At 64.5% G+C, this 21,048-nt stretch carries 15 protein-coding genes; 5 read left to right on the forward strand and 10 right to left on the reverse strand.

Features of this window, described 5'->3' with window-relative positions; translation table 11 throughout:
- Positions 1-96 precede the first annotated feature (96 nt).
- From FNZ07_RS21730 to FNZ07_RS21775, 10 genes are all read right to left on the reverse strand, one after another.
- Positions 97-2,508: a polysaccharide biosynthesis tyrosine autokinase gene (locus FNZ07_RS21730; protein WP_091016237.1), complete on the reverse strand. Its 2,412-nt coding sequence runs from the start codon at positions 2,506-2,508 to the stop codon at positions 97-99.
- 26 nt (positions 2,509-2,534) lie between these two features.
- Complete coding sequence (locus FNZ07_RS21735) at positions 2,535-3,746, reverse strand: polysaccharide biosynthesis/export family protein (protein ID WP_091016239.1); 1,212 nt, start codon at positions 3,744-3,746, stop codon at positions 2,535-2,537.
- A 38-nt stretch (positions 3,747-3,784) separates the two neighbouring features.
- Positions 3,785-4,717, reverse strand: coding sequence for a glycosyltransferase family 2 protein (locus FNZ07_RS21740; protein WP_091016242.1), 933 nt, complete (start codon positions 4,715-4,717; stop codon positions 3,785-3,787).
- A gap of 28 nt (positions 4,718-4,745) precedes the next feature.
- Positions 4,746-6,131: an undecaprenyl-phosphate glucose phosphotransferase gene (locus FNZ07_RS21745; protein WP_091016244.1), complete on the reverse strand. Its 1,386-nt coding sequence runs from the start codon at positions 6,129-6,131 to the stop codon at positions 4,746-4,748.
- Positions 6,132-6,218: 87 nt separating this feature from the next.
- A complete protein-coding gene (locus FNZ07_RS21750) occupies positions 6,219-6,953 on the reverse strand; it encodes a Crp/Fnr family transcriptional regulator (protein WP_091016245.1) in 735 nt (244 codons plus the stop codon).
- Between the two features lie 611 nt (positions 6,954-7,564).
- Positions 7,565-10,114, reverse strand: a complete 2,550-nt coding sequence (locus FNZ07_RS21755; protein WP_091016246.1) for a glycosyl hydrolase 2 galactose-binding domain-containing protein — start codon at positions 10,112-10,114, stop codon at positions 7,565-7,567.
- Entirely contained in the window at positions 10,111-11,124 is a 1,014-nt protein-coding gene (locus FNZ07_RS21760) for a DUF1839 family protein (RefSeq protein ID WP_091016863.1), read from the reverse strand. Before FNZ07_RS21760 ends, FNZ07_RS21755 begins: the two co-directional genes overlap by 4 nt.
- A 110-nt stretch (positions 11,125-11,234) precedes the next feature.
- Positions 11,235-12,275, reverse strand: coding sequence for an amino acid--[acyl-carrier-protein] ligase (locus FNZ07_RS21765; RefSeq protein ID WP_091016247.1), 1,041 nt, complete (start codon positions 12,273-12,275; stop codon positions 11,235-11,237).
- Between the two features lies 1 nt (position 12,276).
- Positions 12,277-13,557, reverse strand: a complete 1,281-nt coding sequence (locus FNZ07_RS21770) for an acyl-CoA dehydrogenase family protein (RefSeq protein ID WP_091016248.1) — start codon at positions 13,555-13,557, stop codon at positions 12,277-12,279.
- Entirely contained in the window at positions 13,554-13,805 is a 252-nt protein-coding gene (locus tag FNZ07_RS21775) for an acyl carrier protein (RefSeq protein WP_091016250.1), read from the reverse strand. Before FNZ07_RS21775 ends, FNZ07_RS21770 begins: the two co-directional genes overlap by 4 nt.
- 266 nt (positions 13,806-14,071) lie before the next feature.
- On the opposite strand from FNZ07_RS21775, the gene FNZ07_RS21780 reads away from it, so the two are divergent.
- From FNZ07_RS21780 to FNZ07_RS21800, 5 genes are all read left to right on the forward strand, one after another.
- A complete protein-coding gene (locus FNZ07_RS21780; protein WP_091016252.1) occupies positions 14,072-14,605 on the forward strand; it encodes a GNAT family N-acetyltransferase in 534 nt (177 codons plus the stop codon).
- A gap of 64 nt (positions 14,606-14,669) precedes the next feature.
- A complete protein-coding gene (locus FNZ07_RS21785; RefSeq protein WP_143098136.1) occupies positions 14,670-16,229 on the forward strand; it encodes a YfhO family protein in 1,560 nt (519 codons plus the stop codon).
- Between the two features lie 11 nt (positions 16,230-16,240).
- A complete protein-coding gene (locus FNZ07_RS21790) occupies positions 16,241-17,404 on the forward strand; it encodes a glycosyltransferase family 4 protein (protein WP_091016866.1) in 1,164 nt (387 codons plus the stop codon).
- Positions 17,405-17,433: 29 nt separating this feature from the next.
- The gene (locus FNZ07_RS21795; protein WP_170275880.1) at positions 17,434-18,555 is read left to right on the forward strand and encodes a glycosyltransferase family 4 protein; all 1,122 of its coding nucleotides are present in this window, start codon (positions 17,434-17,436) and stop codon (positions 18,553-18,555) included.
- Positions 18,556-18,571: 16 nt separating this feature from the next.
- The gene (locus FNZ07_RS21800; RefSeq protein WP_091016256.1) at positions 18,572-21,043 is read left to right on the forward strand and encodes an NHL repeat-containing protein; all 2,472 of its coding nucleotides are present in this window, start codon (positions 18,572-18,574) and stop codon (positions 21,041-21,043) included.
- Positions 21,044-21,048: the final 5 nt, after the last annotated feature.

Below are 21,048 nucleotides of genomic sequence, written 5' to 3' on the forward strand. Positions count from 1 at the left end.
CCAACGACACCCAATCACACAGAATGAATTTGCCGGCGGCACACGTCTGAAAACGTGTGTCGCCGGCGTTCGTTCGTTGCGTGCCTGAACTGAGTACTAGCTGGGTGTATTCGTACCGAGCGGATCGCTTGCCGTGTACGTATAAGCGTACGCGTAGTCATAAGTGCCGTAGCGCCCACCGCTTTTCAGCGGCACAGCATTCATCACACCACCGATCAGACGTGCCCGCGCGCGCCGCAGCTTCTTCAGCGATTCGCCGATGTTGCGTTCGCTATGTGCGCCCGCGCGCATCACGAGCACGGTCGACCCGGCGATGTGCGCAATGATCGCCGCGTCGGCAACGGCGAGCAACGGCGGCGTATCGATCATCACGATGTCGAACTGCTGCTCGAGTCGTTGCAGGATTTCCCCGAAGCGCGCCGAAGTGAGAATCTCCGACGGGTTCGGCGGATAGGCGCCGGCCGCGATGAAGTGCAACCCTTCCACGCCGGTTGGGCGCGCAACGACGTCGAAGTCGGCCTGGCCGGTCAGCAGTTCGGTAAGACCGCCATGCGGCGAGCGACCGAGATACTGAGCCAGCCGGCCGCGTCGCAGGTCGGCGTCGATCAGCAACACACGTTTGCCCGATTCCGCGAGCAGCACGGCGAGGTTCGCGCACAGAAAGCTCTTGCCGTCCGACGGCGCAGGGCTCGTGATCGCGACGATGCGGTTTGGTGCGTCGATCAGCCCGAACTGCAACGTCGCGCGCAAACCGCGCAAACCTTCCACCGAAATATCGAACGGCCGGGTGGTCGCGAGCAAAGAACGGGTCGGCGGTTTCGCGCGCGGTACGACGGTCTGCGTGCCGGTTTTGACGCGCGTCGGCGCGTGCGGTGCGGCGGACGTAGCACGCGGGCGCACCAGCCGCGCGAAGCTGCCCGGTAACGCGGGCAGGCCGGCGCCGGTGCCAACGCGGCGCGCGGCCGCGCCCGGCAGGGCAGCGCGCGCGCTTGCCGAGAGCCGGTCGCTGTGCGCCTGCTCGGCACTGAATGGAATCGAACCGAAGATCGGCATCTGAAAGCGCCGCTCGACGAATTCCGGATCGGTGACACCGGTAAAGAACGTGCGTCGGCAGAACGCGAACAGAATGCCCGCGATCACGCCGAGCACCGTCCCTGCCGAGATGATCAGCGCCGCTTTAGGACGTACCGGTGCCGCCGGCAACAACGCTTCGTCGATGATGTGCACGTTGCCGATCGTGCCGGCACGCGAGATCGACAGTTCCTGGGTCTTGTTCAGCAGCGCGACGTAGATTTCTTCGGCGACTTTCGCGTTGCGCTGTAGCGCAACCGCATCGCGTTCGGAGTTCGGTAGAGTCTTGAAGTGATCCTCGAAGCGGTCCTTTTCGCCGGTCATCGCGGCGAGTTGCGCATCGACGGTTTTGACTTCGGGGCTTTCGGCCGTGAAGCGCTGTAGCAACTGCGCACGCGTAATGCGCAGCGCCGCAATCTGCTTCTCATAGTCGAGGCCACCCGACAGATACACGGAAGCTTCCTGAGTCGGCTGGAACGAGCCGACACGCGCCTGGTATTCGGACAGCGCAGTTTCGGCGTGATGCACTTCGTCGCGCAGACGCGGCAGTTCGCTGTTGAGGAACGACAGCATGCGGCTCGCTTCTTCCTGTGCACGTTCGGTGCGCTGCTGCAGATACGACGCGGTGATCGCATTCGCAATCGCGGTGATTGCGTGCGGATCGGTGCCCATGTACGACAGCTGCACGACACCGGTGTCGCGACCCTTCTCGGCAACCTGCAATCCGGACGACAGGCGCGCGACCGCATCGAGCGGGTTGTAGCGCGTGACGAAGAACTCGGTGCCGGCCCGCGCCGTCAGCGTGCTGACGCGCATCGTGACGCCGCTACCGTTAGCTGTGACGCCCGCAATACCGGTGACGAGCGGCTGACCATACGGGTCGAGCAGCATGTAACGCCCATCGCCGAGCGCACGCAGTACGAGCTGCGCGCCTTCGAGCGGTTTCGGCACGCTGATCGAATCGAGCGAGAGCTGTTCGCCGCCCCATGCGTAAGAGCGCATACCGAACAGCGCCGGCAGCGGGTGGCCCGGCTGCGCGAAGAGCGCAGTGAGCTTGCCGAGCAACGGCATCGTATGCGGCCATGCCGCGATATTCAGCTTGAACTGCTCGACGACCGGCTCGACCACCGCGCGGCTCTTGATGATCTCGATCTCGGCATCGGTGTGCATCGCTCCCGCCGACGGCACGAGCGCAGCCAGCGCCTGGCTCGCCGAATTCGTGCTGGTGCCGGTCTGCGATTCGACCTGGATCAGCGCATCCGCGGAATAGATCGGCGTGGCGATCTTCGTGTAGATCACCGACGCGAAGATCACACAGGCCGCGATGCCGATCACCCAGCCGATCTGATCGAGAATCAGCCGCAGCAGATCGCGCGTCACAGCGTCTTCGTCGTTGCCCGAAGCAGGGGAATGCTCGAGCATGTCATAGGTACTCATTGCGTTACTCCGTCCGGTAGGGTGGCTCAGCGGCCCAGCTCTCTGGTGTAGAACAGCGTTTGCAGCGTCGGCGAGATCTGGTCGAGCGCACGGTTAAAGCGCGCGGAACTCGCGACCTGCACGTACACGACATCCTTCGCCTGCAATTCGAATTTGGTCATCAGCATCAACGCGTCGACCTGGGTCATGTCGAGGCGGTAGACATCCGGAGTGAGCGTTTTGTCGGCGCCGCGAATCACGTAGATGTAGCGCGGGTCGCCGGTCTTCGGATCGAGACTGCCCGCGCCGGTCATCGCGTCGGCGAGCGTCAGGCGGCCGCGATTCATCGGCAGCGAAGTTGGTTTCATCACTTCGCCGAGCACGAAGATGCGGCTGTTCGAGCGGTCCGGCACATCGATGATGTCGCCGTCCTGCAGCAGCACGTTCTGCTGCGTGTCGCCGGTTTCGAGCAACGCGGCGACGTCCACCGTGTAGCGCCGGCCGTCGCGTGTGACGCCGACGTTCTGCAAGTCTGCATCCGGCAACGCACCGCCCGCGCGATTGATCGCATCGAGCACGGTGAGCGGCGAATCGGTAATCGATTCGAGCGTGGGGTTGCGCAGGTTGCCGGTGACCTGCACGGTCTGGCTGTTGTAGCCCGATACGCGCACGTCGATCTGCGGCGCGCGGATCGTGCGGGCGAGCGAACGCGCCAGCATCTCCTGGACCTGCTGCGCGGTCCTGCCGGTCACGCGCAAACGTCCCACACGCGGGAAGAAAATGGTGCCGTTATTCGCGACGCGTACGGTCAATCCGCCTTCTGCAGCACCGTTTCCCGATGCCGTCGCACCAGGGCCGGTCGTGCCGCCGGCACCCGCGCTGGCCGTGCCGTTGACGCCTGCGCTCTGGCCAACCGCCGGCAGCGGCGGCAACGTGACCGCATTGGCGAAGCCGGTGCCGGTCAGCTCCGGATGGTCCCAGACGATGATCGACAGCTGGTCGCCGATACCGACGCGGTACTCGTACTGCCTGCGTGTCTGTTGCGTGAGACACGTGAGCAGACACGTAGCCGGTTTGTACGCCGCGCGTTCCGCACGAAAATAACCGACGTCGATCGGCCGCACCACGAAGCGTTCCGCGCTGTGCTGCGGGATCTTCGTCTGGTCGAGCCGGTCGTTGTCGAGATACGGTCCTGGTGCCAGCGCGCACGCGCCGAGCGATACGCTCGCAAGCACGCCGGCAAGTATTTTGATGTTCATGTCGTAATCCCCCGCGTGAGCCTCCACGCTGTCTGTTTCTAGCGGATTGCCTCCTGCCAGGCTCCGCGCATTGCCTGCAAGCCGACCCACCATTTGCGCAGTGCGAGCCCCGGTCCGTCGCCGCGAATTGCCAGCGACAGGGCGCGCGCGAGTCCAGGATCGGCCCGGTTGCCGATCAATGCGGAGTACGCGACGAACACCCATCTGCCTGGCGGCGACAGGTGTTCGCACATGATGAGACGGAGGTTGAACGACGCGTTGTAGAACGCGGCGTCATTGAACGTGTAGCGCTGGTCTTCGTCGATGCGCGGCGCCGGGTAGTGCTCGACGAGCAGCGTCGGGTCGTACACGAGGGTCCAGCCGCGCCGCAGGATGTCGAGACTAAAAGCCATTTCGCAGTGCACCTGCGCGCCGCTGCCGCGCAGGCGCGGATCGAAGCGCAACGTGCCGATCGCCTCGCGGCGAAACGCCATGTTGACGCCTTTCAGTACGTGTACCTCGCGCGGTGCGCCGTGGCCGATGTGATGGTTGCCGATCGCGCGTCCATACCAGCGCACGAGGCCGACCACGGGCTGCTGGCCTTTCAGGATGCCGTTGCGCTCATGCACGATGTCGCGACCGCCCAGACCGCCGAGCGCATGGTCCGCCTCGAAGGCGAGTGCGATGCGCTCGATCCAGTCGGCGTGCGGCGCGGCATCGTCGTCGGTGAAGCAGACGAGGTCGCCGGTCGCGGTATCGATGCCGCGGTTGTAGGCGGCGACGACACCTGGTTGCTGCACGAGCGCGACGGTGAGGCGCGCATCCGGCCGCGCTGCAGTGCGCGCGCGCAACCAGTCGATCGTCGCGCGGTCTTCGTCGCGCGCGATCACGATGACTTCGTCCGCACGCCGGCGCTGCGCATCGAGTGCTTCGATGCAGCGCGCGAGGTCGGCGGTGCGCCGGTAGGTCGGCACGATCACGGACACTTTCACGATCGGATCCCCGAAATACTCGTGTGGTTCAGTAGGCGTTGCGGCTGACGAAACCCTTGAAGATCGTGATAAGCACGATCCGCATGTCGAAGCCGAAAGACCAGTTGTGGATGTAGAACAGATCGAACTTCACGCGCGTTTCCATCTTCTCGACTTTCGTCGTCGCGCCGCGATAGCCGTTCACCTGCGCCCAGCCGGTAATGCCGGGTTTGATGCGATAGCGGTGCATGTAGCCGTACACCTGGTCCTTGTACAGATCGTCGTGTTCGAGCGCGTGCGGACGCGGACCGACCACCGACATCTGGCCGAGCAGCACGTTGACGAACTGCGGCAACTCGTCGAGGCTCGTGCGGCGCAGGAACGCGCCGAGCTTCGTCACGCGCGCGTCATGGCGCGAGGCCTGGGTGAGTTGCCCGTGCGCTTCGCGATGCAGGGTCATCGAACGGAACTTGTAGATGCGAAACGGCCGCCCGTCGACGCCCTTGCGCACCTGCGTGAAAAACACCGGCCCGTGCGAGCTCGCCTTGATCGCGACCGCGAGTATCGCGAACAGCGGCGCGAGCAGCGTCAGCGCGACGAACGCGAACAGCCGGTCGAAGATCAGCTTGGGCCACATTTGCACCGGCGACACCGGCGGCGCCGTGAGATTGATGGTCGGCAGACCGAGCACATCGACAAGCGAGTGATTGAACAACGACAGACTGCGCACATCAGGCATGAAGCGCAGATTCACGAAGTCATGGCGGAACGCGCGCGTGAAGCGATAGATCGTGTGCTCTTCGGAGAGCGGCAGCGCGAGCCAGACTTCATGGATGCCGTCGCTGCGCACCTTGTCGACGAACGCATCGATATCGCTCAGCACCGCGAGGCTGCCCATGCGCACCGCCGGACCATGCGCGGCTTCTGCGCCGGTATCGAATACGCACACGGGCTTGAAGCCAGCTTGCGGCGCGTGTTCGAGATGCCCGAGCAACGTGCGGGCGAAACCGGGCGCGCCCACGATCGCGACGGTCCGGTAGTTCATGCCGCGGCGTCGCGCCACTCTCAACAGCAGATGGGCGATTAGCTTGGTCACGACAATCAGCGCGCCCGACATCAAGGTCGCGTAACCAAACCAGAGCCGCGACAGCGCATCCATCCGATGCAGCGTGAACACCAGCACGAGTCCCGCTGCGACCACTACGAGCCACGCACTGGCGACGCGCGCGAGCATCGACGGTAGCGGTTTGCCGCGCCATGTGTCGTACACGCCGAAGCCCGGAAACAGCAACAGCGTGAACACGCAGTTGAAGGCGATCAGCAGCTTCTCCTCGTCGGAGAGCCCGATCGGCGCGGCGAAGCGCAGCCAGTGAGCGATCAGCGCGCCGGCGATGACGAACAGGGCGTCGAGGCAACGCGCAGTGTTGCGGAACATGATGGGTCTCTACGTTGGGTTACCGTGGCAGCGGTCGGGGCGACCGCGGAACGATCCGCGGTACAGCGCGGTTCAGTTCACCGCGGTTCAGTTCACCGTTTCCGACTGATGCAGACGCGGCAGCAACCGGTCGAACTCGCGCTTCACGAGCCCATAGCATTCGCACGCACGCGCTTCGAGGCCCTTGCGGTCGAGCACCTTGATGTGGCCGCGGCTGTGATGAATCAGGCCTTCGTCGTGGAGCTTGCCGGCCGCTTCGGTGATGCCTTCGCGGCGCACGCCGAGCATGTCGGCGATCAGTTGCTGCGTGACCGTCAGCTCGTTCGACGCGACCCGGTCGATCTCGATCAGCAGCCAGCGGCACAATTGCTTGTTCAGCGAGTGATGTCGGTTGCATGCGGCGGTCTGTGCGACCTGGGTGAGCAGGGCGTGCATGTAGAGCAGCATGAGGCGGCGCAGAAAGTCCGAGCTCGCGAACTGCTGCTTGAGCACCTGCGCGCTCATCCGGTAGGCGAAGCCCGAGCATTGCACCTGCACGCGGTTCGGCATGGTCTCGCCGCCGGTCAGCACCGGCACGCCCGTCATGCCTTCGCGGCCGACCGCGGCGATCTCGACCGAGCCGCCGTCTTCCATCGTCGACAGCATCGAGATGATGGCGGTGGTGGGGAAGTAGACGTGGTGGATGCGTTGGCCCGAATCGCAGAGCAGCTGTTCGGTACGCAGATGAACCAGTTCCAGGTGGGGTGCCAGTGCCTGCCATTCATACGAAGGCAGTGCACCTAGCAAATGATTGCCGTGCAGGTCTGATTGAAGCATCAACATGATCGGTCCTCGCAAAGAGCCGCCCTTGAACGGCCCCGTTCCTAACCCCCGGGCGATTGCATCCTTTGAACGTGCCGCCTGGCAAGCGGCGATGGATGACAGTCCCGGCCTCGTATAGCTCTGTTTGTATGTCTGAGCGTTTGTGTCGCGGAAGTCAGTTAGCGAGGACTGTGCCAAATGCCCCGAAAGCCAGTACTGGTGCGGTGCAGCGAAAGATCCGATGTTTCGATAAGCGGCAAAACGTGCGTTTTTGTTTCAAATCTGTACAACAGGTCAGGATTCGCGCGACGGCCGGGAAGCGTTTTTTTCTTCGATGCAAGTCCTTGATCGGATTGGATAAGGACCGTTTAACACGATGCATTTCAGATGACCGTCGACATTTGAAACACCTTCGCAGACTGGCCTGGCAATGCTGCGTCGATAACGCGGAAATGATTCAGATGTGTTCAACGGTCTGCGTGTGCTGTCGAACAGAAGGCATTTTGCGAAGCGCGCGCGAGCTGCTCGAAGCAGCATGACGGTATCTCTACACACGCGCGCAAGCCACGTGGCACGGGCCACTACGCGGATTGCGAAGAGCGGGGTAAGGGATGGAAATGCAGCGATGCGCGTCAGCGATAAAAAATAGTTGCGCGCGCATTGATCGCGCGCACTTCGCCTTCAGGTGCCGGAGTTGTATCGTTCGCGTTCAGCGGATCGCGTGCGACGAGGGGAATGGCGAGCGGACGATGAGGTGCAAGATGAAACCAGTCTCGCACCGCGCGATAGTTCTGATCGGCAATGTGCACAAAACGCGAGAATCGACGTGTTTCGACGATGAGTTGCCAGCCCGACGCAGTGCGTTCGGGACGCGCTGTCAGGCCCAGATCGTGGCGCTCGTGAACCTGCCGGTCGGGTAGATGAAACGCTTCGGACCAGACCTCGCCGGTCTTCGCGTCGCGCAGCGTCACGATAGTGACATCGTGCGCTTGCGGGCCGAAGCGGTACGCATAAGTGAAGTCGAAGAACTGTCCGAGGCAGGTTGCCGCCTCGATGCGCTGCCGGCTGCGTGGCGCCAGTTGCACTGCGCAACTGCCCGATGCGACCTGTACCGCACCATCGCGCAGGCAGACCAGATCCAGTTGTCCATGCAACGTTTTCGCGGTGTCGTTGATGACGTGCAGATCGAGACCGTTGAGGCCTTCGTCGGTGATCACGACCTGGACCGGCTGTAGTACGGCGGCGAGCGCATGCCATGTGCTTTTGGGTCGCCCCAGCGCATCGACGAGGCCCCAGCCGGCGCCGGCGCGCAGATCCTGAAACTGCCAGACCAGTGCGCCGCCGCACGTCGAGTGCGCGCTGCGCCATTCCGCGAAGGTGTCGATCATCAGTTCGGCTACCACCGCACGCGACAGGTCCAGATAGCGCGATGGATCGGCGTAACGCAACTGCGCCGGGTCGACACCATAGAGCGTGCGCAGATAGTGATCGCGAACGTCGTCGAAATCCCAGCCGGCGCCGGGGTCGCGCGGTACGGCGGCTTTCCAGCGCGGATCGTGCACGTGAATCGTGCCGGTTGCATCGTGCAACGTCGCATCGTCGGGGACGTTGGCGAAGGCGAGACACTCCGCGGCGAAGCGCACATTCGCGCGACGTACGTCTTCAAGCGGGCGCTGATAGGCACCGACGCCGTAGTAGTGCGTGATGCCGGTGCGGGTCGAGAACGGCCAGACGCCACCGCCCGGAGAATGCGCGACGTAGGGCACATCGGGTCGCTGCGCGGCGACGATGGCGGGCAACTGTTCGGTGAACCACGGATGGGCCCGCATCGCCGGCGGCAGACCGAACATCGCTGCCTGCTGATCGATCTCGCTGCCGCCGCAGAGCACGGCGAGCGAGGCGAAACGGCACGTGCGGGCGAGGAACTGCGTGGCTTCGCGCGTGACCGAGGCGATGAAATCCGCATCGCTCGGGTAGTCGAAATTGGCGAACGCGAAGTCCTGCCAGACGAGGATGCCGTAGGCATCGGCGAGCGCGTAGAACGCGTCGGATTCGTAGACCATCGTGCCGCCGACGCGCAGCATGTTCATACCCGCGTCGCGTGCCAGTGCGAACGCATGTGACAGTTGTGCGTCCGTGCCGGCCAGTGTTGCGAGATCGGCGCTCGTCCAGCATGCACCGCGACAGAACACCGGTGTGCCGTTGATGCGCAGCGCAAAGCCTTCGTCGTCGCTGCCACGATCGACTTCCAGCGTGCGAAAGCCTACGCGACCGAGTTCGCAGGCGTGCTCGCCATCGAGTTCGAGCGTTACCGTGTGCAAGGTAGGTGTGCCGTGCGTATGCGGCCACCAGCGCGGCGCGTGCGGCACGCGCAGGGTACCGGTGAGTGTCCGCGGGTCTTGCCATACGAGCGGTGCGCGCGTGTCGCTGCAACTGAGCGACGCCGGGCTGCTGCTGTTTTGCGGCTGCACGAACGTCAACGTCAGATGCACGAGGCCGTCGTCGCCGTCGAGCTCGGTACGCAGATCGACGGTATCGAACGAGCAGGGCCCACCGCCAAGCAGTTCGACCGGCCGCCACGGGCCGACCGCCTGAAGCGGCGGGCACCACCCAGGCATGTGGCCCAGCAGGGTCGTGCGGACATTGCGCAACGTCGCGGGCGATGCCAGCCGCGGTCGCCAGCGTGCACGCGTGCGGCGTGCCGCGAGCGCGGGTGCGAGCGAACGGAAACACAGCGCGAGCGTGACGGTTCCGTGCAGCTCGATATCGAGGTCGTGTGCGACGAACATCGAATCCGACTCGAGACGCTTTTCACCATCGAGCCACACTTCCGTGAGCGTGGCGAGGCCATGCAGCCGCAGGCGCCGCGGGCCGTCGCCGGTGAGCGAGAGGCGATACCAGTGGTCGTCGAACGCGAACGGCGGCAGGTGGTCGGGATCGAGCCGGCCGGCCGCGCGCCATGCCGCTGCGACGGTACCGGGGACGATCGCATCGAGCCAGCCGCTCTTCGGCCATTGTGTCGGCGAAGCACAGGCGCCAGCGGGCGTGCTCAGGCATTGCCAGCCTTCGTCGAGGCGCAGCGGCCAGAAGGGGATCAACGCAGCGTCTGTACGCTCCGCACGCGCTGCGGTGGGTATCGCGTTGCCGGCCGCCTCGTCAACCCCAGGCACCAGTCCAGTCACAGCACCAGCGCGGCAAGCGGCGTGATCGTGTCGTCGTAGGCGGCTTCGAGCACGTCGAAGCAGTCGTCGCACCGATCGTGCCGGCCGCGCGCAATGGCGCGCACGAGACGGAACTGCATCACCATCGCCTCGGAGGCGATCGTCTGCGCGGCCACGGGAATCGCGGCGGGAATGTCGAAGCCCTGTGCATTGAGCCACAGCAGATACTTCGACAGAAACTCGAAGTTCGCGCCGAGCTGTCGCATCAGATTGAACGAATACGGATGAAAGTACGCTTCGCCGCGCGCAAGCAGCCTGTCGAGATGCTCGGGAAACGCCGCGCGCCACTGCGTGAGCGGATTGCGCAGTGGCCGGCGCGCAAGATGCGCGCACAACAATTCCGCCGATGCATCGGCGAGCGCGGTGCCTTCCAGTGCCGGTCTTGCCTGTTTTGCGAACTCGACGTACGGGAACAGCAGATCCGGCTGATGCGCGAACTGCGGCAGCTTGCGAAACAGCCCGTCATAGTCCTCGCCATCGAGGCGGTGATAGCCGGTGTTGTGGAAATAGCCGAGCCGGCGCGCGGCCGGATCGATGAAGTCGATACCGATCGTCGTCTTCGGATGTTCGCGCCGGTAGGAAGTCGCGCGCGTGTTGGGCAGGTAATAACCGTCGACTTCGGCGAGCACGGTGTGGCCGCGCTGTGTCTGCGCGAGTACGCGGTCTTCGAGCGAGTCGTAGATTGCGAGTTCCTGCACCTGGGTGCCGTACAGCCGGTCGAGATCTTCAAGCGGAAACTTGAAGAAGGTGAACTGGTCGCCTTCGAAATCCTGTGTCACGGTGAAACCGAACGCCGCGCGCGGGTCGAGCCCGAAGCCGTGCAGCAGTTCGATCCACAGATCGACATAGCAGTTGGTCTCCTGCCAGACGCGATCGCCCTGGTGGAGCGCGTGCGAGGCATGCTGGCGCGGTTGGTTCTGCGTCCGCGCTTGTGTCGGCGCTTGTGTCGGCGCTTGTGGCGCCGACGGCATGACCAGCGGTATAACCGCTCCGGAGACAGCGGTGCCGGTTGCAGCGCCGTCGGGCTCTGCAGTCGGCGCCGACTGCGCCTCGCCGTTCCAGACCGTCGTAAGCGGCGGGGTCATCGTGCGGCTCCACGTGTCTGCTGCGCAAGTCCCTCGGCAACCCGTGCATGCGTATCGCCCCACAGCAGCGCACGCACACCGGCGGGCCATGCGTCGACGTCGAGCCCGTGATGCCGGAACAACGCGAGCGTGATGCGCTCCATGCCGAAGCCGACGCAGCCCGTGTGCGCAACCGATCCGTCCGCACATTCGATCTTCCAGATCGCGCCGAAGTGGTCCATGTGATAGTTGAACGACAGGCACGCCGTCTTGCTGTCGGCATTCGCAACGGGGATCAGCAGTTCGAACTTGAGCGCCTGGGCGCGCTGGCTGTCCGCGATGATCTTGCCGCCGCGGCCGAAGAACGGGTCGTTGGCCAGGTCGACGTCGACCGGCAGGTCCAGCAGCGTGACGAGCAGCGAACCGCGCTCGATCCACATCTCACGGAACGCCATCACCTGGTCGGGTGTGCCGAGGCGCACGTATTCGCGCTGACGGAACATCTGCATGCGGGCCGGATCGAGCGATGGTTCGTGGCGAAAGCAGTACGACAGCACATCGATCGTGCGGCCGTCGGCGGGCAGCGGTCCGCGCCGCGCCATCACCGGGTAGATCGGATAGCACGCGGCCGGCGTCAGCACGACGCGCGTCGGCTTCTGTTGCGCCATCCATTCGTCGCTGCGATCGTCGTCGCGTTCCGCGATCGCATCGTCGAGGCAGCGCAGCAGCCGCTGATGCCCCATGTCGTTGCCGCAGAACGAGTGAATCGTCCCCGCGAGATTGGGAAAACTCTTCAGGTACTCGCTGTCCTCGAAATCGGTGCGGCGCATGGCCGGCGGAAAGCGCAGCACCTCGGGCGCCTGGTCGGCGCCGAGATGCGTGATCGCGACGTTCAGACGCTCGACGACATCTTCGAATACCTCGCTGCGTCCGTACAGGCCGTTCTCGCCGGTATCGATCAGCAGACCCTGCGCGAGCAGCGCGTCGCGAAAGGTCGGGGCAGCGGTGTCCCCGCCGGGAACGGCCGCGAGTGCGGCCATGTCGGTCATCGTGTTCATGTCAGGCTCTCCCCGAAGCGGTCGGGCGCTGCGCCAGCAGCAGGCTCGCCGTGTTCTGTGCGATACGGTCGTTGTTGATCATTAGCGGCGCCGAGTACAGGTCGCGCAGGTGGCGCCCGACGCTGTACTCCGTACCGTTCTTGTAACCGGCCATGCCGCAGATCATCAGCACTTCCTGCACGACTTGCAGCGCCGTCGCCGAGATGCTGGTTTTCAGCGTGTTCATGTCGGAGGCAAAGCCGAGCAGGGCCGATAGCGGCGCGTCGGCGCGGTTGCCGCCATGCCTCGCGTGATGCGCGGCGCGCGCGGCATCGAGAGACACCGACAGACGTGCCTGCATCATCTGCAGCAATCCGACCGCCTGTGCGAGCCGTACGCCGGCGGGCGGCATCGAGCCGGGTTTCCCGCGTGCCTGGGCGCGAAAGAATGCTTTCGCGCGATTCACCGCGTCGCCGGCGATACCGGTCCACACAGCCGCCCACAGCGTGTGCGACACGGGCAACATGGTCTGGTCGGCGATGTCGGCGAACGGCACGGAGAGAATCTGTTCGACGGCACCGCTCGCGACGAGGCGAAAACCTTCGCTACAGGTGCCGCGCATGCCCATCGAGTCCCAGCCGCCGCGCCGCTCCAGTTGCGTGTCTTCGCGCAGCGCGACGATCAGCACCTGGTCCGCGGCGGGCGATTCGGCGGTGCGCCGTGCCGTGACGAGAATGCCGTCCGCGTGCGCGCCGTAGGAGATGGTCGGTGCGAGCTTCTCGATGCGAAAGCGGCCCGCGTCGATTTCCACCGCACACGCGCTGGTGCGCATATTGCCGCCGATGGTTTCCTCGGAGGTCGCCGACGCGAGCAGCCACTGGCGCTCGACCAGCTGGGCGAGCAGCGCGCGCTGCCACAGCGAATCGCTGCCATGCGCTTCGATGCACGCCACCTGGATCTGGTGCATCGCATACACCATGGCCGTCGACGCACAGGCCTGGCCCAGCGTTTCGCAGATCGCGGCGATATCGGCCAGCGATAGCCCGGCACCGCCTGCTTCAACCGGCACGAACGCGGACAACAAATGCTCGCGACGCAGCGCGTCGAATGCTTCGACTGGAAAGCGTGCCTCGCGGTCGACCGCATCGGCGTGTTGGGCGGCGATCGTGGCGACGCGTTGCGCAGCCGCGCGCCAGCCTGGTTCGGATTCGACGGCGGCGAGCGCGACGGGCGTTGCAGCTTGCAACGCCGTCTGGCCCGACGCCCCGGCTGAATCTGTGCCGTGCAGCAGCGGCGCATTCATGCTGCCGCCTTTGCCTGCTGCAATTCGCCGACCGCGGCTGCGAGCGAATCGATGCTCGAAAAGAGTCGCCGGGTCAGCATCCGGTCCGGAATCTCGATGCCGAACTCATCTTCGATCGCGAGCATCAGATGCACCGTCGCCAGCGACGAGAGTCCCGCCGCGTAGAGATCGGCGTCGTCGGCCAGCGTGTCGGGCGGCACGTCGAGTCGTGCCGATTCGGAAAGAATGCGTCGCAATGCGTTTTTCATGAAATGTTGCCCCCTTTATTGGTGATGTCCTCGGAGTTGGCCCCGCCACCTCTGTTCACTAGTGCTGCCTCGTATCGGTTCTGTTCGCGCATTCTGCGGCGCGTCTTCCTGCAGCGCGCCTTGCTTGACCGTATTTAACGAATTGCCATGCGACAGCGTCAGTGCGATGCCGCACGGAAATACGCGGGTTGGCGACGTAACGTGTCGCCATGGGAACGGGTTATGCCCGTCGAATGAATCGCTGGGGGCGCTTGGGGAAAGTGGCAATGAACTGGAAAACGCTGGAGTTCGAAGCGCTCACCGCGCGGGAGATGTATCTGATCCTGCGAGCGCGTAGTGCGGTGTTCGTGGTCGAACAGTCGCATGTGTGCCTCGACGCGGATGGTCACGACGACACCGCGCTGCACGTCTTTGCCACTGAAGACATGTCGCGGCCGATGCCGGTGCTCGCCTATGCGCGCATCAAGCCAGGCGACGCCGAAGACCCCGAAGTGATCATCGACAAGGTGCTGACGAGCCCTGCGCGGCGCGGCGACGGCACGGCGGAAATCCTGATCGAGCGGGCATTGCTGGCGATCGCCGAGCGTTGGCCCGGATGGGTCGCGCGCGTCTCCGCGCCGATTGGGCTGCGTGGTTTTTATGAGCAGTTCGGCTTTCGCAAGAGCGAAGGGCCGTTTCTCGAACACGGTGTGCCGTTTATCGGGCTCACGCGACCGGCACGTGGCGTGCCGCCGCGCTTGCGCGGCCCGCGCCGTGAGCGCGACGGTCTCGTGCTCGTGAATACATTTGAACTGCTGTGACGGTGCGCGCCGATCGCGGGGAGGCGCGCCACCCGGGCGCGCCGCAGACGGAGTGCTGCCGACGATGAATACGCCTTCCACATGGCTGGACGCATCTGCCGCGCCGCGTGCGCCGCTTATGGCGCGTCCCGGTGTTAGCGGCCGCGGCGAGCCCGTAACCGCATCCACTGGCGCGCGGCGCACAGCGGCAGGAGTAACCGCGCCACGCGGCATGCGCTATCCGTTGCCGTTACCGCTCGCCTTCTTCGGCATCACGCTACTACTGATCTTCGCGCACCAGGGCCGCGTGATCGAGCTGTTCTACCCGTGCGGCGCATTCCTGATCGCCGTGTATTTCTTTCGACGCTCGCCCGCGCATTACCTCGGGTTCGTTTGCTGGTTGTTCTTTCTCTCGCCGGAGGTACGGCGTCTCGCGGATTTCATGAACGGCTCGTTCAATCCGCAGAGCTTCGTGATGGTCGCACCGATGCTCGCCGTCGCGCTATGCGGTTTCACGCTGCTCAGACATGTGCATGTGCTGGGCCAGCGCCGTGCCGCACCGATCGTGCTGATCGTGCTCGCGCTGTTCTATGCGTACATTGTCGGCATGGTGCGGGCCGGTCCCGCTGCCGCGACGTTCACGCTCGTCAACTGGCTGCTGCCGGTGCTGATCGCGTTTCGTCTCGTCGTTACATGGCGCGACTATCCACTCTATCGACGGGTGCTGGTCAGTACCTTCACGTACGGCGGTCTGGTGATGGGCATCTACGGCGTGCTCGAATATATCTCGCCGTTGCCGTGGGACGTGTTCTGGCTGATTGCATCGCAGATGGAGTCGGAGGGGCATCCGGTGCCGTTCGGCATGCGCGTAAGCAGCACGATGAATTCGTCGGGCGTCTTTGCGATGACGATGATGTCCGTCTTGCTCATGCTGCTGGGCGCGCCCGGCAAGATGAAGATGGCGACCGGTCTCGCGGCGATTCCTGCGCTGTTGTTCACGTCGGTGCGCGGCGCATGGGGCGGTTTCGTGATCGGCCTGATTTATCCGCTCGCGATGCTCGACGGTCGCAGCCGTCTGCGGATGATCGGCGGGCTGCTCGGTTTTGCCTTGCTCTGCGCGCCGCTCGCGATGATCGGCGATGTGTCGGACAGCATCGTGCAGCGTTTCGATACGGTACAGAACCTCGGCAAGGACGACAGCTATCAGGCGCGCGCCGAGTTCTACCGTAACTTTCTCTCGGTGGCGCTGACCGATATCGCTGGTCAGGGGCTCGGCACGACCGGCCTCGGTACCAAGCTCGCCGACGACTCGTCGCAACAGAACCTCGTATTCGATAGTGGCCTGATGGAAGTGCCGTTCGTGATGGGTTGGCCCGGGACGTTGTTGTACACGACTGGCATTGTCATGCTGATCTGGCGGGCGGTCCGCGCAAGCCTGTCGCGCTCGCAAGACCGCTTTGCGATTGCGGGCGTCGGGCTCGCGCTGGCGATCTTCGCGATGATGATCTTCGTGAACACGCTGATTGCGCTACCGGGCATGTTCTTTTTTATCGGAGTCACGATGCCGGTGATCGGCCTGCGCCATGCGCGCGAAACACGCGCGGTCCCGCAACGGCCGATGCGCGCAGTCGGAGCAGTGCGATGAGCGGCCGGGCAATGCGCATCCTGATCGTCACGCACGTGGTGACGAACAACGACGGACAGGGTCGTGTCAACTACGAGATTGCGCGTGCGGCACTCGCGGCCGGGCACCATGTGACGCTGCTGGCTTCAAAGGCTGCCCCCGAACTGATCGCACATCCACATGCGTGCTTCGTGTGCATCGAGGCGAGCCGGCTGCCGACGCGCCTGCTGCAGTATCAACTGTTTGCGTGGCGTTGCGGTGTGTGGATTCGTGCGCATCGCGAGGCGTTCGACGTCGTGCATGTGAACGGCTTTATCGCGTGGACACGCGCTGACGTCAATGCGGTGCACTTCGTGCATGACGGCTGGTATCGCTGCGGTTTCTATCCGTTTCGATTCCTGCGTGGTCCGTATGACGCGTACCAGGTTCTCTATACGCGGCTCAATGCCTGGTGCGAACGCTGGGCATTGAGGCGTGCGGACACCATCGTGCCGGTATCGGAGAAGGTCGCGCAGGAAGTGCGTGCGCTCGGCGTCGATCGCGCGAATCTGCGTGTCATCCACAACGGCGTCGACATCGACGAATTTGCACCGGGCCCATCGCAGCGGGCACGTTTCGCGTTGCCGCAGGCGCCGTTCATGTTGCTGTTCGCGGGCGATCTGCGCGTGTCGCGCAAGAATCTCGATACCGTGCTGCGCGCGTTGACGCAGACGCCGCCGCATGTGCATCTCGTGGTCGCCGGCATTCTGCGCAACAGTCCTTATCCGGCGCTTGCCGCAACGCTCGGCGTCGCGCAGCGAGTGCATTTCACCGATCTCGTCAGAGACATGCCGGCGTTGATGCGTTCAGTCGATGCATTCGTGTTTCCGTCGCGCTACGAGGCGATGAGCCTCGTGCTGCTCGAAGCGCTGGCCACTGCGCTGCCGGTCGTGACCGTGCGCACCGCGGGCGGCGCCGAGGTGATCGGTCCGGACTGCGGCATCGTGCTCGATCAGCCCGACGACGACGTCGCACTGGCCGCGGCGATCCGCCAGCTCGCCGCGCATCCCGCCGATGCGCGCCGGATGGGCGATGCGGCGCGCAAACTGGCGCGCACGTTGAGCTGGCAGACGATGGCGGACCGCTATCTCGCGTTGTATGGAGAGATTGCAGTGGCGCCTTCCGCAACCCGCACAACTGTCGTGGCGCAATCGTGAGCGCAACGATCGATTCACTGCAGATCGGTATGCACTGGTTCGGCGAGCGCCCTGGCGGACTCGACCGGATGTTCATGGCACTCGTCGATGCACTGCCCGCGCAAGGGGTGAACGTGCGCGGACTCGTGGCCGGAAGCCCAGCGGTGCTCGATGCGTCGGGTGGTCGCGTGCATCCGTTTGCAGCGACCCAGGACGGACTCGGCAAACGCTTGTGGCAGGTCCGCACGCGCTCACGCGAGTTGACGACGGCGCGCATGCCCGATGTCGTCGCGACGCATTTCGCGCTCTATGCGGCGCCGACTGCCGGTGTGTTCGGCAACGTGCCGCGGGTCGTGCATTTTCACGGACCGTGGGCCGAAGAGTCCGGCTCCGAAGGGCGCGGCAGCGTATCGCGGGTGCTGCGCAGGACACTCGAGCGCTTCGTGTATCGCCGCGGCACGCGGCATATCGTGCTGTCGCATGCGTTCGCGCAGATTTTGCACACGCAGTATGGCGTGCATGGGGACAGCATCCGTGTCGTGCCGGGCTGCGTCGATGTCAGCCGTTTCGATCGCGACATATCGAAGCGCAGTGCGCGCAAGCGGTTAGGTCTGCCGCACGACCGGCCGTTGCTGTTCTGCGTGCGCCGGCTCGTGTCGCGCATGGGTATCGAGGATCTGATCGATGCGCTGTTCGTGGTCAGACAGTCGGTGCCCGATGTGCTGCTGACGATCGCGGGCAAGGGGCCGCTCGAAGCGCAGCTCCAGGCGCGCATCGTCGCGCGCGGACTCGAACGGCATGTGCAGCTTGCGGGCTTCGTTCCCGACGATGCATTGCCGCTGTGGTACAAGGCCGCCGATATCACCGTCGTGCCGACCGTCGCGCTGGAAGGCTTCGGGTTGACGACGATCGAATCGCTGGCGGCCGGGACGCCGGTGCTGGTTACGCCGGTGGGTGGCTTGCCCGAAGCGGTGGCACCGTTGTCGCCGGATCTCGTGTTGCCGTCGGGCGGTTTCCAGGCGCTGGGCGGCGGTATCGCCGATGCGTTGCTAGGTCGTCGCGTGCTGCCTTCGGCCGCCGAATGCAGCGAATATGCACGCGCGCATTTCGACCATCCCGTCGTTGCCGCGCAGGTCGCGCAGGTCTATCGCGAAGCGATAGACGCGTCCTAGGGTTCGGGCGACGGCCATGCCATTTCGCTCGCGTGCGCGGCGCAGGTTCGAGCGGTTCGTCTTTGCAGTGGCGCTGTTGTCGGCGGTGCTGGGGTTGATTGTCGCGCTCGATCCGGGTGGGGCGACGATTCAGGGTGCTGCTTATGCCGAAGCGGGGCAAGCGACGAGTTCTCGCAATGCGGCGAGCGTTGCGAGTGTTGCGAGTGCATCGGCAGCAGCGCCCTCCGAATCCGCTATTCAACATCCCTCGTTGACCTATCGCACCTCATGGATCGGCAACACATGGGGCTACGCGAAGCAGCGCTGGATGCAGATCGACGTGCAGGCCCTCGCGATCGCGCCGGATGGCGATATCTACACGAACGCGCTATGGGACGAAGGCGGCGGCGAGATCGGCCGCTATCGCGACGGCCAGTTGCTCGGCTATGGCGGGCAATCGCATGGTTGGGGCATGCTCGGCGGCGACGCGATTGCGCTCAACGACCGCTACGTGTTCACCGCGCAAGTCGTCGAGAGTATCGGCAACGCACTCGCCGCGCAGAAAAACCTGCCTCCGCAAGGCACGCGATGGTATGGCGTGGCACGTCGCAGCCGCGCGGACTTCACGCAGGGCGTGCCGTTTGCCGGCCAGATGCAGTGGCCAGGTAGCACGCTCGCGTTTCGCCTGATCGCGCAATCGTCCGATCACGATGACGAGTCGATACGCGGACTCGCCGCAGACAACCAGACGCTCTTCGTATCGAACCCGAGCGGGAACCGCGTCGAAGCCTTCGATGCAGCGTCGATGCAGCCGACGGGCCAGTTCCCAGTCCACGAACCTGGCCGGCTCGCAATCGCACCCGATGGCTCGTTATGGATCATCGAGCGCAGCCGCACAGACGGCGCGCGACGCGTCGTCCACCATGCACGCAACGGGGCACGTCTTGGCACATTGACACTGCCGCCGGGCAGCGTGCCGGTCGATCTGAGCTTCGATGCGAACGGGCGCCTGCTGGTGGCCGACAACGGGCCGCGTCAGCAGGTGCTGATTTTTAGCGCGTCGCGCGATGCAGGTGCACCGGTAAGTGCAGCTCCGCTTACACAGCACGACAACAGGAAAGTTTCCATGCAACTGACCGCGACGCTAGGCGAAGCGGGCGGCCTCTACGCAGGCCGCCGCGGCGCGCCTGGGCCACTGCGCTTTAACGGACTCACCGGTGTCGGTGCGGATCGCGCGGGCAATGTGTATGTGGCGATGAACGGCATCGGGCCGCGTGGCGATGATGGTGATGGCAACGGTGGTCCGCAGAATGGCGATGGCGCGGTGCTCGAGAGTTATACGGCGGACGGCGCGTTGCGCTTCAGTCTGCAAGGATTGTTGTTCGTCGATGGAGCACAGTTCGTCGACGAGAAAGCATCATCGTTGCCATCGGTCTATAGCGGCGGCAAGCGCTTCGCACTCGACCTGTCGCGTCCTGCCGGCCACGAATGGTCGTATGCCGGCTATACCGCCGACCGTTTCTGCTATCCCTACGATCCGTTCTTCCACCTGAAGCAGGGGCAGCGGGGCACGCCGATCGTGCGCGATATCGATGGGCGGCGCGTGCTGTACACGCTCGATATGGAGTCGTCGTATCTGCGCATCTATCGCTTCGAGAAGACGAGCGAAACGGCGATTCCAGCGGGATTTTTTGCGCCTGACCATATCGATGGCGCGTGGCCGCCGGGGCAGCCGTCGCAGGGTGCATGGATCTGGCGCGACACAGCCGGCAAGGGCCGCTTTGTCGCTACCGATTTCGATCGACCCGCGGTACGCGACACGTCCAGCGACGCGCCGCGTGTGACGACGTGGTGGGTCGATACGCGCGGCGACGTATGGCAAGGCACGCTATCGCAAGGCATTCGACGTTTTCCGCTACAAGGGTTCGACAACATCGGCAACCCCGTGTACCGCTACGCGGCAATGCAGCGCTTTGCGGTACCTGCACCGCTCACGCGAATCACACGCGTCATCTACAACGCCGCTGACGACACGATGTTGCTCGCCGGATCGACTGCCGCGCGACCGTTCAACGAGCACAACTGGAACAGCGCGAGTTCGACACTTGCGCGTTACGACCACTGGCTCGCGGGCTCGCCCGTGCTGCGCTACACGATCGATCTGCCGGACAGCGGGCCACCGCATACAGAAGGGATCAACGGCATCGCGGAAGCGGGCGACTACCTGTTCGCCGCCGAGACGATGACCGGCATCGTGCGTGTCTACGACCGCGACACCGGCCGCGATGTCGGACGGCTCGCGCCGGGCCCGGAAGTGGGCGCGGCGAGCGGGATGATCGACGAGTCGATGCCGATGACCGCGCATCGGCTCGCGAGCGGCGAATACCTCGTGCTCGTCGAAGAAGACTGGCACGGCAAGGTGTTGATGTATCGCTTCACGCCGCCTGTGCGTGCGTTATCGACTGTGTCCGCTTCACTTTCCTCGCTACCCCATTCGTCACCTCATTGAGCTTG

The sequence above is a fragment of the Paraburkholderia megapolitana genome (genome assembly GCF_007556815.1).
Taxonomy (GTDB): domain Bacteria; phylum Pseudomonadota; class Gammaproteobacteria; order Burkholderiales; family Burkholderiaceae; genus Paraburkholderia; species Paraburkholderia megapolitana.

Excerpts from the sequence above, each read along its gene's own strand:
- FNZ07_RS21795 (WP_170275880.1), top strand. The coding sequence starts at position 17,434 with ATGCACTGGTTCGGCGAGCGCCCTGGCGGACTCGACCGGATGTTCATG.
- FNZ07_RS21770 (WP_091016248.1), bottom strand. The coding sequence starts at position 13,557 with ATGAATGCGCCGCTGCTGCACGGCACAGATTCAGCCGGGGCGTCGGGC.
- FNZ07_RS21785 (WP_143098136.1), top strand. The coding sequence starts at position 14,670 with ATGAATACGCCTTCCACATGGCTGGACGCATCTGCCGCGCCGCGTGCG.
- FNZ07_RS21760 (WP_091016863.1), bottom strand. The coding sequence starts at position 11,124 with ATGCCGTCGGCGCCACAAGCGCCGACACAAGCGCCGACACAAGCGCGG.
- FNZ07_RS21765 (WP_091016247.1), bottom strand. The coding sequence starts at position 12,275 with ATGAACACGATGACCGACATGGCCGCACTCGCGGCCGTTCCCGGCGGG.
- FNZ07_RS21780 (WP_091016252.1), top strand. The coding sequence starts at position 14,072 with ATGAACTGGAAAACGCTGGAGTTCGAAGCGCTCACCGCGCGGGAGATG.
- FNZ07_RS21745 (WP_091016244.1), bottom strand. The coding sequence starts at position 6,131 with ATGTTCCGCAACACTGCGCGTTGCCTCGACGCCCTGTTCGTCATCGCC.
- FNZ07_RS21775 (WP_091016250.1), bottom strand. The coding sequence starts at position 13,805 with ATGAAAAACGCATTGCGACGCATTCTTTCCGAATCGGCACGACTCGAC.
- FNZ07_RS21800 (WP_091016256.1), top strand. The coding sequence starts at position 18,572 with ATGCCATTTCGCTCGCGTGCGCGGCGCAGGTTCGAGCGGTTCGTCTTT.
- FNZ07_RS21730 (WP_091016237.1), bottom strand. The coding sequence starts at position 2,508 with ATGAGTACCTATGACATGCTCGAGCATTCCCCTGCTTCGGGCAACGAC.
- FNZ07_RS21790 (WP_091016866.1), top strand. The coding sequence starts at position 16,241 with ATGCGCATCCTGATCGTCACGCACGTGGTGACGAACAACGACGGACAG.
- FNZ07_RS21735 (WP_091016239.1), bottom strand. The coding sequence starts at position 3,746 with ATGAACATCAAAATACTTGCCGGCGTGCTTGCGAGCGTATCGCTCGGC.
- FNZ07_RS21750 (WP_091016245.1), bottom strand. The coding sequence starts at position 6,953 with ATGTTGATGCTTCAATCAGACCTGCACGGCAATCATTTGCTAGGTGCA.